Origin of the sequence: Paenibacillus sp. N3.4 (genome assembly GCF_008017805.1) — a bacterium.
GTDB lineage: Bacteria > Bacillota > Bacilli > Paenibacillales > NBRC-103111 > Paenibacillus_E.
The window spans coordinates 16,217-29,233 of the sequence record NZ_VRTT01000086.1 but is presented as its reverse complement, the minus strand read 5'-3'; the positions used below and the strand labels follow the sequence as shown (position 1 = coordinate 29,233).

At 44.6% G+C, this 13,017-nt stretch carries 11 protein-coding genes; 9 read left to right on the top strand and 2 right to left on the bottom strand.

The window, feature by feature from the left end; translation table 11 throughout:
- Positions 1-84 precede the first annotated feature (84 nt).
- Positions 85-558 (bottom strand): DUF559 domain-containing protein, encoded by a 474-nt coding sequence (locus tag FU659_RS29565; protein WP_147950859.1) that lies wholly within the window; start codon positions 556-558, stop codon positions 85-87.
- 1,135 nt (positions 559-1,693) lie between these two features.
- On the opposite strand from FU659_RS29565, the gene FU659_RS29560 reads away from it, so the two are divergent.
- The 9 genes from FU659_RS29560 (at position 1,694) to FU659_RS29525 (ending at position 12,124) form a co-directional block, all read left to right on the top strand.
- Positions 1,694-3,412: a methyl-accepting chemotaxis protein gene (locus FU659_RS29560; RefSeq protein WP_147950858.1), complete on the top strand. Its 1,719-nt coding sequence runs from the start codon at positions 1,694-1,696 to the stop codon at positions 3,410-3,412.
- Between the two features lie 155 nt (positions 3,413-3,567).
- On the top strand, positions 3,568-3,774 hold the full coding sequence (locus tag FU659_RS39065; protein WP_397356833.1) for a DMT family transporter: 207 nt from the start codon (positions 3,568-3,570) through the stop codon (positions 3,772-3,774).
- Complete coding sequence (locus tag FU659_RS29555) at positions 3,747-3,974, top strand: DMT family transporter (protein WP_397356831.1); 228 nt, start codon at positions 3,747-3,749, stop codon at positions 3,972-3,974. Before FU659_RS39065 ends, FU659_RS29555 begins: the two co-directional genes overlap by 28 nt.
- A 155-nt stretch (positions 3,975-4,129) precedes the next feature.
- Positions 4,130-5,938, top strand: coding sequence for a cache domain-containing sensor histidine kinase (locus tag FU659_RS29550; RefSeq protein ID WP_222708671.1), 1,809 nt, complete (start codon positions 4,130-4,132; stop codon positions 5,936-5,938).
- Complete coding sequence (locus tag FU659_RS29545) at positions 5,935-7,215, top strand: response regulator (RefSeq protein ID WP_147950856.1); 1,281 nt, start codon at positions 5,935-5,937, stop codon at positions 7,213-7,215. The genes FU659_RS29550 and FU659_RS29545 overlap by 4 nt, the downstream gene beginning before the upstream one ends.
- Positions 7,215-7,541: a helix-turn-helix transcriptional regulator gene (locus FU659_RS29540; protein ID WP_147950855.1), complete on the top strand. Its 327-nt coding sequence runs from the start codon at positions 7,215-7,217 to the stop codon at positions 7,539-7,541. The genes FU659_RS29545 and FU659_RS29540 overlap by 1 nt, the downstream gene beginning before the upstream one ends.
- Positions 7,542-7,736: 195 nt before the next feature.
- Complete coding sequence (locus FU659_RS29535) at positions 7,737-9,101, top strand: extracellular solute-binding protein (RefSeq protein ID WP_147950854.1); 1,365 nt, start codon at positions 7,737-7,739, stop codon at positions 9,099-9,101.
- A 31-nt stretch (positions 9,102-9,132) separates the two neighbouring features.
- Positions 9,133-10,761, top strand: coding sequence for a beta-N-acetylhexosaminidase (gene nagZ, locus FU659_RS29530; RefSeq protein ID WP_147950853.1), 1,629 nt, complete (start codon positions 9,133-9,135; stop codon positions 10,759-10,761).
- A gap of 121 nt (positions 10,762-10,882) precedes the next feature.
- Positions 10,883-12,124 carry an MFS transporter gene (locus tag FU659_RS29525; RefSeq protein WP_147950852.1) on the top strand — a complete coding sequence of 414 codons (1,242 nt, stop codon included), beginning with the start codon at positions 10,883-10,885 and terminating at the stop codon, positions 12,122-12,124.
- Positions 12,125-12,192: 68 nt separating this feature from the next.
- Here the strand turns inward: FU659_RS29525 and FU659_RS29520 are convergent, their stop codons facing one another.
- Positions 12,193-12,948 (bottom strand): DeoR/GlpR family DNA-binding transcription regulator, encoded by a 756-nt coding sequence (locus FU659_RS29520; RefSeq protein WP_187274484.1) that lies wholly within the window; start codon positions 12,946-12,948, stop codon positions 12,193-12,195.
- Positions 12,949-13,017: the final 69 nt, after the last annotated feature.

The window sequence follows — 13,017 nt, the reverse complement described above, 5'->3', positions numbered from 1 at the left end:
TTACACGAACTGTCGGAACGACAGGGATAGCTTGGTAAACTTCTCTTCGTTAGAAGAGACTACCCAAGAATCTCGTGACTTTAGTCATGAGAGGTTCAATGCTAGTTTTTGTTGGCCCGTTTCCCCCAGATAACGACCCATGAATTGCTGAAGTGTTTGCTCACACATGCGTGAACGCTCTTTCACATCATCGAATGAGAAGCGTAGTATTTTCCAACCGTCGATAATAAGATGGTTTTGACGATTCCATTGGTCGGAAAACTGTGAACGGCTGATTTGGGAGGAGTGAGATCCATACCCATCGATTTCAATAGTCAGGCGAAGTGATGGACGGAGGAAAGCGAAGTCAAGAAATCGTGTTCCATCACGAAAATCCTTAATCTCATATTCTGGATGAAGATTATTGAAATTACCAAATGCTTTCCACCATACGTGTTGGAGAAACATTTTTTCGGCATGTCCATGACCTTCTTTAAGTCTTCGTAATCGTTCCCCACTTCTCTTTATTGCATGCTCGGATAAAAATGCTTGATGTGCTTCATGAAAATAATCGTTCATAGGTCGCCTCCTATTAATGAAATAAGCCGCTTATCGCGATCAGCTAGATGCTGAGCGGGATAGCGGCGTGTGCTTCACAACCTTATATAACAGAAATATTCCATTTCGCAGAAGAATTTCCGTTAATTGAAGAAAATAATAACACATTAATTGAAATCCAGGAAGTGTCTTGTTTTTAGTATAGACGTTAAGGCAGCTGGGTTTAGATTATTATCTTTTGACTGGGGCGAGCAGCTAGAAAGGTGAAAAGTCAGTAGGGTTTTGATTTACTGATAATAGATCAGTCAACAGACCAAGTAATGGACTTGAAAAATGGAAATGGGAACAGACCAAGTAATGGACTTGGTAAATGAATCTGGAAAACAGACCTAATAATGGACTTTAACATGGATTTATGAACTGACTCAGTGATCTAGAAAGGATCTGGCATTGGATCTAACTGGCAATTGCTCTGACGAGAGATCTAGTAATAGACCTGGTAAAGGATCTGGCATTTGATCTGGCCAGAGGATCTGGAAATGTTCAGGAAATAGACTTTCAATAGACCTGGCAACAATCTAGTAATGAATCCTGTAATGGATCTGAATCAATCATCAAAAAGTTGTTGGATAGGATAAAAAAGTATAAATTCAATAAAATGTTGACAACAAGTCCTGTCATGGGTATAATATAAAGATTGATTGAAATGGACCATATAAACACATCAGACTAGACCTCATTTACCCCACACGAACGATTAGCGAGAAGAAAGTAACCCCCTCTCCTTGTTTGTTTTTCTCCCAATGCGCATGGAAATCAGCTCATTTATGGTAAACCCGAGGCCACGTTAACGTGTTTCGGTAGCAGGTGTTTGTAAAGCAATTCGCACTGGCGCGGTCATTGGAGCCGCAAGGATGGAAGAGAGGTAGGGCTTTCATTGTTTTGATTCCAACACATTAATTATGCAAGTTCATAGATATCAATGATAGTGAGGCTATTTTCATCCATATCGGATGAAGGTAGCTTTTTGTTTTTATATGTTCGTGTTTTTGTTTATAACGGACGAATACCTACTAAAAAAAGATTAGGCAAACAATCCCGAATCTTGTAGAATATTGTCTATATTGTGGTAAATAAAGGAAGGGGAATTACTGCTTTGAATAGCTTGTTGGTTCGTATGGTTTTGTTTTTCTCTGGCTTGATCGTAGTAGCTGGAGCGATTCTTGGTTTATCGATGTATAAAGCGTCTACGAATTTGGTAGAGAACTCGATGGGTCTTCAGGCACAGGCAATAGCCGAACGGGCAGCGAAGCTAATTGATCTAGATGCATACGCGAAGCTGGATCCGCAGCTTGGGGAGACGGAATATTACAACAAACTGCGGGCACAATTGAATGAACTTCGGGAAACCAATGGCTTGAAATATGTGTACACACTTGCAAAAGTAGATAAGGATGGCAAGTCTTCTTACCTCTATATGGTCGATGGGGCTCCAAAAGATGCTAAAGGGAATGACTTTTCACCAATGGGAAAAGTCGAAGATAATGACTATCCGGGTATGACAAAGGCCTTCAAAGAAGAGAAACCAACTCTGGGCGAGCTTACGAAGGATGAATATGGGGCTACTATAACCGCATACGTACCTTTTAAGGGGAAGGATGGTAAAGTCGCTGGCGTTGTGGGAACGGATTTTGATGCGACGGCGGTTTATGCGCTGATGAAATCTTCGCGGCAAACAACGATTGTTGTGGCAACGGTCATTTTCATGATCAGCGTGTTGTTGGTTTTCGCGTTAGCACGTTTTTTAACGAATCCGTTAAAACGTTTGACCGTACAGGTAGCCAAAGTAAGAGATGGCGATATGACGGTAACGATTGATGTAAATCGTAAGGATGAAATAGGGCGTCTCGCGAGTGCATTTCAGCAGCTGGTCTCTGATACCGGAAGTGTGATTGGGACGATTATGAACAATTCGGACAAGCTGCTTGCAGCTTCAGAAGGGGTTTCGAGTCACGCGAAGCAAACGACTTCGGCGAGCCATAGTATCACAACAAACATTCAGGAAGCTTCACGCGGAGCCCGGACACAGGTGTTGCGAGCTACGGAAATGACCAAAGCGATGGAGGAGATGTCGGCTGGCATGCAGCGCATCGCCGAGTCTTCCTCCATTGTGAGCGAAATGTCGCAGCAGACGACGAATGCCGCGCAGCATGGGAATGATGCGATCGTGACGGCCGTTACACAGATGGAGTCGATCGTGCGTTCATCGTCGGAGATGGTGACGGCGACGCATCATCTTGAAGGACGATCCGGTGAAATCGGAGAGATTGTTTCCGTGATGGCAGATATTGCGTCGCAGACGAATCTCCTCGCCTTGAACGCGGCGATCGAGGCGGCGCGCGCCGGAGAGAACGGCCGCGGCTTCGCCGTCGTGGCCGATGAGGTGAGGAAGCTTGCGAATCAATCGCAAGCTTCCTCACAGAAGATCGCCGAGCTGATCGAGGCGATCCTCGAGCAAACAGCGCAGCTGTCCGCCAGTGTGGAGGCCAGCTCAGCAGAAGCGCAGACCGGCCTTCGCACGGTTAAGGAAGCCGGCGGCGCATTCGGCTCCATTCTTGGCGGTCTGAAGCAGATGACAGAACAGCTGCAGGAGGTTTCATCCGCTTCGGAGGAAATATCCGCAGGTTCTGAAGAAGTGGCGGCTTCCGTCGAAGAGATGGAACGGATCTCACAGCTGTCCGCGCAGCATTTTCAAGATATCGCCGAGTCATCCGGTACACAACTCGTTTCTATGGCGCAAGTAAGTGAGTCCGCAGAATCCTTGCGTGGCATGTCCAGCGAGCTTCGGTTGTTGATTAACCGTTTCAAAGTATAAAAGAAAGGTCGTTTTCAGGTCCGTCTCAGGGCAAAAGAAAACGGCCTTTTCCGTCACATTTAAACGGTGTATTGGCAACCGTCTACAACTGGTACAATTTCTCAGATACCTTTACAATAAAAGTACACGTATTAACGTAAAGGGTGGCTACCGACTTGTGGAACAATAATTGGACATTTCTGCTGCTAGCGATCATCTTTGAAACAGTGGGAACGACGGCGATGAAGATGTCGTCCGGTTTTACGAAAATAGGACCCGCAATCGTTATGGGGATTTGTTACATCTTATGCTTTACGCTGTTGACACTTGCGTTGAAACAATTAGACGTAAGCTCTTGGCTTATGCCATCTGGTCAGGTGTAGGGACAGCGCTCATTACGATTATCGGTATTTGGTGGTTCAACGAATCGATATCTACGCTAAAAGTAATTTCCATTCTTTTGATCATATTAGGGGTTATCGGTCTACATGTCAGCAGCAATAATGAGGACAAAGGTCAAGCCGAAATCCAGCAGGAGCAAGGCTTACAGGGAACAGTGAAGATACGCCATGAGGACATGTGAGAGGGGAAACAAAAGAGGATTTTATCCCTCTAACAGGTAAACCTATCCCTAGGGGAAAATAACGGTCATTTATAATAAAAGGGTACAGATCAGTGGCTCCAGTGCTTAGATGGGGCCTGATTTTGCTTGGAAGGAGCCAGCGATCGTTCGTGAATTTGAATAAAAAAGTGTTTATCGGTTTTCTTATGTTTATTATCATTCCTTTGTTCGTGTTAGGCTCGGCGGTGTATACCGTTTCCCAACAGTTAATTGAAAAAAAATACGGTGATTTAACGGAAGTCACTTTACAAGCGATTTCTCGCAATATGTATTATATGTTCAAGGAAGCCAATTATTTTTCCGATTTCTGGATGGTGAAGGAGAGCATACAGGGTATCTATCGAACGATGGATGACGTAAAGCCGAACGAAGAGGTACTTTCTTCCTACGATTTGAACACATTTGATACACTGCTTAGAGGGTCCATTCTGACATACTCGCCAATCCAGAACGTCGTTATTTATAACAATTCAGGAAAATCGTTTAGTGCCGGCCGTACAAGCGGCAGCTCTCTGCCTTGGGCGGATCTGAAGAAAAGCGCGGCATTCCAACAAATAGAAGAGTTGAACGGAAGCCCGTTATGGATAGGACCTTCTGAATATAAGGAGTTCGCGGCGGGGCACAGAGATTTCTATCAGGCAAGGTTGGTAAAGGATTTTTGGACCATGGACAATCGCGGATATATGCTGCTGCGGTTTCGATTTAATGAGCTGGATCAAATATTCAAATCGTTTAAAACTAATGTGGAAAGCTCTACCCGATATCTACTAGTCAATAACAGCGGGCTCATTTTCTATGACAATAAGCAAAGTCTTGAAGGGGCGAATGTGCTACAGCTTCTGCCTAATAAACTGGATCTTCAGCTTAGCAACCACAGCTTTCAGTCCAATTTTCAAAATGAGAAAAGCTTGGTGTCTCTCTATCACCTGAACATTAACAATATGGGCGTACAGAATTGGAGTGTTGTGTCAATTACTTCATGGAAGTATGTCGCAGGGGAAATTGAGACGATCATGACGTTGGTAGCCGGAATCACATTCGTCTGTATATTTTTTGCTTTGGTGTATAACTTGGTATTCGTCAGGCGGATTATTCAGTTGATTCTGCGTATGCTTTCATCGATGAAAAGGGTGGAACGAGGCGATTTAACTGCCCGGATGGTGGAGAGCGGGAAAGATGAAACTTCAGCATTAGCCAGAGGGTTCAATAGTTTGGTTGCTCGACTGGAGGATCTTTTGGAAGAAGTGAAACGTCAGCAGGACCGTAAGAACAAGGCGGAGCTTATGCTGCTGCAAGCCCAAATCAAGCCTCATTTTCTATTTAATACGTTGGAATCCATTAATGTATTAGCGATCCAAAACCAAGGAAAAAAAGTGAGTCAAATGGTGTACCGACTTGGTAATTTGCTCCGTATCGGGATGGAAAGCAAGGAAGAGATTACCCTTAAACAAGAGTTGGAGCATCTGAAAAGCTATCTTGAGATTCAGGAATTTCGCTTTGAGGATCAATTTCAATATCAGATTGAGGCTCCCAGTGAGCTGCTTGATGTCTATATGCTCAAGTTAACTCTGCAGCCATTAGTTGAAAATAGCCTTCAGCATGGTTTCGAACCGATTGCGTATAAGGGATTAATTACGATTAAAGTGGTTAATGAAGGGGAGCGCATAGGCATATATGTAACAGATGATGGAATTGGCATAAGCGCAGAGAAATTGGCCAAGTTTCATTACAAGACAGAATTGGAGACGCCTATCCATGAAATTATAGGGACGAATGAAGAGCGAAGAGGGCTTGGCGTCAGTAATGTTGCCGATCGTATTCGCATCCAATATGGCGCTCACTATGGCCTGTTTATCTGTAGTCAAGAAGGAATGGGGACAACAATGAAAATCGTAATTCCGAATCGGAAAGGAGCAAGCTTGTGAGAATTAAAGCCATTCTGGCAGATGATGAACCGAACATTTTACGCAATTTACAAGTGGTCATTCCTTGGGATGAATTGGGAATTGATATTGTTGGCACCGCAAAAAATGGGCTTGAGGCTCTTGAACTTTGCGGCTTGCATATACCTGATCTGGTGATGAGCGACATCCGCATGCCGCTAATGGATGGCATCACGTTCGTAGAAAAGCTGCGTCACTTGAATAGCAATTGCACCGTTCTGATGGTGACTGGTTATCAAGATTTTGAATATGCACGTTCGTTAATGCGAGTGGGTGTGAGTGACTATATTTTGAAACCCATTAATTATGAAGAATTAGAAAATAGCATTCGTAAAATGTCCGCAGAAATTAGATCCAGGAAGCAAAGTCAGCAAGAGGAACAACAAAAGTTGGGTACCATGAAAAATTTGGCCTATGAGAAAATCATGCAGGATGTCCTTTTGAATTATACAGAAATCACGCGGAATACACTTTTGCCGATTGATGACAGAGATTTTGAAACGCTTACGTATTTGTTTGCCATGATCGACGTAGATGAATATTCGCAGCAATCGCTGCATTGGTCCGAGCATGAACGTAGACTCTGGAATTTCGCGGTGCGAAATGTGATGCAGCATTCTCTGACAGATGAGAAAGTGAAGTTCACTGTTCTGCAAATGCGCGAAGGGGAGTGGTGCCTGCTGATTCAATGCGATGATAGAGACAGCACGCTGTCCTCAGCAAGCTTGCAAAGACTAGTTGTACAGCTGCAAGCTAATGTGCGGCAATCGGTTAAATTGGGGATTAGTGTAGGCTTATTCCCCGCAGCAGTCGGGCTTCATCAACTATCTGAAACCTATAGAAAACTGCAGTGCTTCATGCAGCTAAATCTCGGTAAGCAGGAAGCTGTGCTTTTCTATAAGGAAGTCAAAGACTCCCCAGATACAAGCAGCACGTTATGGTATTTGGTTGAAGAAATGGTGACGGGCCTTAAGCAATTTAATCGTCTGAAAACGGAAGATGCACTACAACGCTTGAAAATGCTGCTTGAAGGGCTGCCAGACAGTTCCTTTACCCGGGCTTACCAGATGCTGCATTTCCTCATTTTACATCTACTCCGTGAATTAAGAGAAATGAGTTCTCTTGATATTCAAGAGGAAGAACAGATATGGCGTCAATTAGATAAAAGTGAGAGCATACAGCATCTGCTGCAAATCATGACTCAGCTTGTATCCATTGGCCTAGAAGGTACGAGTAAGAAAAAAATAGTGAATTGCTGATGGCCGCCGCGAAGGAATATATACGGACACATTATTCAAATGATTTTGGTATTGAGGATATTGCCAGCTCACTCCGGATTAGTTCAAGTTATTTTAGCTTGCTGTTTAAACAGCATTTCAGCGAAACTTTTGTTGAATATGTAACGAAGCATCGCATGGAACTGGCGAAATCGATGCTTCTGCTCAGCGACAAAAGCATTACTGATATCGGTAAATCAGTCGGCTATAGCGAACGGCGATATTTCACTAAGGTTTTTCAGAAGTTCACAGGTGAGATCCCTTCGGAGTTTCGTGAAAAACGTAAAGAAGGACATTCCCCTTGTTAGTAGAGGATTTTACCCCTCGATAAGAATTGGTGCGGGCCTAACCGCCCCTCCAATGCAAAGTATAAGTTTTCGGCATGCCGAAAACAGCTTACTTATTGGCGAATAAACCTTCCTCTATACGCGGTCGCTCATCTTCGAAAGACCTCGATAGAGGTTTATCTCATAATTATTTAGCAAGCTTAAAGGAGACCTCTCATGGTGAGAAAAGGAACGTTGAATTCGGCAGTCGGTTTGGTTGCAACGATATGCTTGTTATCTTCTTGCAGCAGCACGAATGGGGTCAAGGAGCGGAATCCCGGCAATGGTGGGGTGAAACCCACTACCGCAGGGTCAGATAAGGTAGAGTCGATTTCGTTAACTATTCGTCATACGCAAGTTAAGGATACGCAGAAGAAACGACTAGTCATGCTGCAAGAGGTTGTGAAAGCAACGGAGTCCAACGTTCCCGGTTTGTCCATTACTTTAGACGGTGTGGAGGATAAGGTTAATCGCTTTGATAAATTGAGATCGGAGATGGCTGCGGGGAATCCACCGGAAATATTTGATTTGTTTGGCGGAACGGATACGAAAGACTATGTCAAAGCAAACCGCTTGCTCGAGCTGACACCGATTTTGAATGAGTTGGGATTAATGGATAAGTTCACTAATTTCAATGAATTTACGGTAAACGGGAAAATTTATGGGATTCCGATGGCCGGATATGTAGAGGGCCTCTACTATAACAAAAGGATACTGGCCGATCAACATATCCAACCGCCTCAAACGTGGGACGAATTGCTGGCTGCTGCCGAAACATTGAAATCAAGAAAAATAACGCCGTTTGCACTGGCTGCCAAGGATTCTTGGGTGATCAATATGATGATCAATACGATGTGGGTGCGTACCGCAGGCAGTGATTCTGTCGAAGGTTTTCTGGACGGCAGCAGGCATTGGACGGATCCGGATGTTGTAGATGCTTTTAACAAGTACAATGTGTTAGTCAAAAAAGGCTATCTGCAAGATGGCAGTTTGGCTTTGGCTTACGCCGAACAGCAAAATAAATTTAGCAGTGGTGAGGCGGCTTTCATGTTCGATGGCAGTTGGTCCAACACACCGCTTGTTGATCCAGAGAAATCTACGATCGTTAACGATGTGGGCTTTATGAGTTTTCCCAATATGGGTGGACCAGGTGATGGGTATATCAATGGCGGATGGTCTAATGCCTATGGTTTTTCAAAGAAAGTAACGCCTGCGCAGTTGGTTGCCATCAAAGAGTTTATCAGACAGATGTATAACGAACCGATGCAAAAAAGACAGCTCATGGAAGAAGGAATGCCGCCTGCCATGAAGCTTGAGGATACGAGTAATGTAAATCCGGTTATTAAAGAAATATTGAATGTATTTGCAAACAGTAAAGGAACGTTCCCGGCTTTCGATTCACGCATTCAAACGAAAGTCAGAGAGAAGCTGGAACGGGGCATGCAGGAGCTAATAGGCGGACGAACGGATCCGGTCTCATTGATGAAGGAAATTCAGAAGCAGCAAGAAGCTTCCAACAAGGAAGAAGCCCATACCAAATAGGAACGCTTCAATCATAAGGAGTGAATAACTGATGTCCTCATTTAGTCATAGTCATCCACAATTAACCTTACGTCAAAAAGTAGGCCAATTGTTTATTTGCGGCTTCCAATCCGAGGAGCCAGATGCGCAAATCACCCAACTAATCGAAGAGTATGCGTTAGGCGGAGTTATTTATTTTCGTCGTAACGTGAAAGACGCTCTTCAACTGGCTCATTTGTCGGCTGAGCTGCAAACCATCAACCTTAAGTATGGGGGACAGCCATTATTTATAGCGGTGGATCAAGAAGGCGGCATGGTGTCCCGGATAGAAAAAGGAGCAACGCTGCTGCCCGGAAACATGGCATTAGGTGCCGCTTTTGAACCGGAAGGTGCCTATATCAGTTCCAAAATAATGGGAAAAGAGTTACGTCAAATGGGCATTAATATGAACTTTTCGCCTTGTTTGGATATTAATAATAATCGGTTTAATCCAGTCATAGGAGTACGTTCTTATGGGGAAACAGCGGAGCTTGTCAGTGATTTGGGCGTGCATGCGGTGAAAGGTCTTCAGGACGAGAATGTTATCGCCACCGTCAAGCACTTTCCAGGCCATGGTGATACGTCAGAGGACTCCCATCATGATCTGCCTGTTGTCCCTCACCCGATGGAACGGTTATTGGAACTCGAACTGGCTCCATTTGTGAAAGCCATAGAAGAGGGCGTAGATGCAATAATGACAGCCCATGTCGTTTTCGCGGCCCTCGAAGAGAAGGGTGTTCCTTCCACATTATCCTACCCTATTTTAACGGAATTACTGCGTGAAAAGCTTGGGTTCCATGGTTTAATTGTGACTGATTGCTTGGAAATGAAAGCTATCTCTGAAGGGATTGGGGTTGCCGAAGGCGCTGTACGGGCCATTGAAGCAGGCTCTGATCTTATTCTTGTCAGCCACCAGTTGAATCGACAAATCGCAGCCATTGAAGCAGTAATTGAAGCAGTTGAAAACGGACGTATCCCAGAAGCGCGCATCGACGAGTCTGTGCAGCGGATTATGACAGTTAAGTCCAAGAGGAATATTCAGAATGACTATTTTACCTCTATCCCTGCAGACCCTATCTCAACATCTGAGCACCAGGTACAAGCGAAAGAACTTAGCCGTAAGAGTATTACGTTAGTTAAGGATGAAGTCGGCCAAGTATTGGATGTGAATGAACCGACGCTTGTTATCTGGACAGAGGTTCAGGCTGGGACGGAGATTGATGAAGTTGTAGACCGAATTGGGACATTAGGGAGCTTGTTGTCTGAACGATCTGGTCAAGCTATTGATGAGGTTTACATAGGTCTGTATCCTACAGAAGCTGACATAGCACTTGTACTGCAAGCATGCGAAGGGAAAAAGCAAGTGGTTATGGTCACGTATAATGCAGCGTTTTCTGTGGGGCAGAAGAGCCTCGTCCAGCAGTTGGCAAGTAAAGAAGATCTGATCTTTATCGTGGCTGCCGGCCGGAACCCTTATGATTTATTGGAATTCCCTGAGGTGAAAACCTACTATGCTTGCTATGAAAATCGCCCACTCGCTATGGGATCGTTGGCGAATGTTTTGCTGGGCAAAGAAAAAGCTGTGGGGCGGCTCCCAGTAACGCTGTCTGAGCAGTATCCGCTAGGTTGGAGGCATACCTAGAGTCATATGACGGTCACATGACCGATTGCACTAGACGAAGAAGCTCCAGTTAGGTACATTAAAATAGGTTATGAAGAATCGCTTTTCACTACCTAGTTTATAGATGAAGGGGTGTTTTTCAATGTCTCAAGTCGTAGCCCAGACGGCTCCTACGATGCGTGAATTTTTCAGTAATCGTTTTGTGCAATCGATTTTATTATCCGGCGTTTTTCTTCAAATAGGCATATGGATCCGAAATTTTGCCGTGCTGATGTATGTGACGGATATGACGAATAATAATCCGAATGCCATCTCCTTAATTTCGGTAGCAGAGTTTGCGCCCATCTTTATTTTTTCTTTTATTGGTGGAGCCTTTGCGGATCGCTGGAGGCCGAAGCTAACGATGGTTTGGTGCGATATTCTTAGTGCTGCTTCCGTCTTTGCTGTCATGCTGACCCTGTATTATGGGTCATGGAAAGCGATCTTTTTTGCCACTTTAGTGTCGTCTATCTTATCGCAATTTTCCCAACCTTCCGGCATGAAGCTGTTCAAAGTTCATGTGCATGAGTCCCAATTGCAGCTCGGTATGTCGATGTATCAGTCCATGATGGCTATCTTTATGATTTTGGGACCGATGATGGGGACCTTCGTCTATTTTCATTACGGAATTAAAGTTGCCATTGCGATTATGGGTGTTTGCTTCCTGCTTTCCGCGCTGGTACTTACCTTTTTACCGGCAGACCGCAAGGTGGAACGAACAACGGGCGAACCCACAACGCATATTATTACCGAAATGCGTCAAGGGTTTCGCTATGTGTTGAAAGATAAAATGCTTGTTACCCTAGGTGCCTGCTTCGCTGTAGCGGGTCTTGCTCTGGGACTTGTCAATCCGCTAGGATTGTTTATTGTCACTGAAAACCTAGGGTTGCCTAAGGAAAACTTGCAGTGGTTTATGGCTGTGAATGGGGGCGCTATGATTATCGGGGGTGGCTTAGCAATCGGCTTCGCCAAAAAAATGTCGCCGCAGGCGATGTTAACACTGGGAATGGCAGTCAGTATTTTCACCATAGGCATTATGGGCATGACCCATATCCTGTGGGTAGCCCTTCTGGCACAATTCATCTCCGGACTCGTCATACCAGCCATTCAAATCGGTATTAATACGATGATTCTTGGCAATACGGAGGAAGCTTTCGTAGGCCGGGTCAATGGTATTTTGAACCCGTTGTTTATGGGAGCCATGGTGATTACGATGAGTCTAGCCGGAAGCATGAAGGCTTTATTCTCTCTAGAAGGGATTTATTTGACGGCAGCCGGCCTATTTCTGGTTGGCGTACTCATCATGCTGCCTTCCCTCACGTATAAAGCAAAATTAAAGCAATAAATGCGTATTAAAAAAGCTCGATTCCTCTGTTCAACAGCAGAAGGATCGAGTTTTTTTGTTGGGTTATTTTAAAGGAAAGGAGCGCCTGCTTCTTTAAAAGCATGCTTCATCTCGGAAGTAATAGCGGAATCACTAATGATGCCTACCGTTTCTTGCACTTCTCCGATGACAAAGAGGGAGCTGCGGCTAAACTTGGAATGATCCGCAACTAGATAAGTTTCCATCGACTGCTTCATCATCCTACGGTTCGTTTCCGCTTCCAGCTCATTATAAATCATCATGCCGCGGGACAAGGAAATGCCATCCACGCCCATGAATGTTTTGCGAATACTCAAGTTATCGAGTGTTGCGTTAGCGAGCGGTCCGGAAAGCTCGAAGGTTTGGGTACGAATGACGCCACCTGTGAGGATAAGCTGCAATCCGGATGTTCCGATGAGTTCATAAGCGATATTGACTGCGTTGGTAATGACGGTAAGATTTTTGAATTGATTGAGCTTTTTAGCGATAAAGGTCGTTGTGGTGCCTCCGGTTAAGCCGATGATATCGCCATCTTCAATATAGCGTAGAGCTTTGTCGGCGATCTCTTTCTTCTCATCGGTATTGAGGTCCATTTTATTAAAAAAGGGAACTTCCACCTTCAAGCTTTCGAGGACGGCTCCGCCGAATGTGCGGATGCAGCGTTTTTCTTGCTCGAGAATTTCTAAATCTCGTCTTGCCGTTGCTTCGGATACAGCAAACTGCTGGACGATATCGGTTAAGGCGATGGAGCCTTTATCTTTAATGGCGTGCATAATTGCATCTCGCCGAATGTCAGTCTTTCCCATGGCCCCTCCTGCATCGATCATTTGACTAGATAAACGTTTACTTGTATCTTATCATGTCGATGGATGAAC

What these genes read in the sequence shown, in the direction of transcription:
- nagZ (WP_147950853.1), top strand. Translation starts at nt 9,133, where the DNA reads ATGTCCTCATTTAGTCATAGTCATCCACAATTAACCTTACGTCAAAAA.
- FU659_RS29535 (WP_147950854.1), top strand. Translation starts at nt 7,737, where the DNA reads ATGGTGAGAAAAGGAACGTTGAATTCGGCAGTCGGTTTGGTTGCAACG.
- FU659_RS29520 (WP_187274484.1), bottom strand. Translation starts at nt 12,948, where the DNA reads ATGGGAAAGACTGACATTCGGCGAGATGCAATTATGCACGCCATTAAA.
- FU659_RS29525 (WP_147950852.1), top strand. Translation starts at nt 10,883, where the DNA reads ATGTCTCAAGTCGTAGCCCAGACGGCTCCTACGATGCGTGAATTTTTC.
- FU659_RS29540 (WP_147950855.1), top strand. Translation starts at nt 7,215, where the DNA reads ATGGCCGCCGCGAAGGAATATATACGGACACATTATTCAAATGATTTT.
- FU659_RS29565 (WP_147950859.1), bottom strand. Translation starts at nt 558, where the DNA reads ATGAACGATTATTTTCATGAAGCACATCAAGCATTTTTATCCGAGCAT.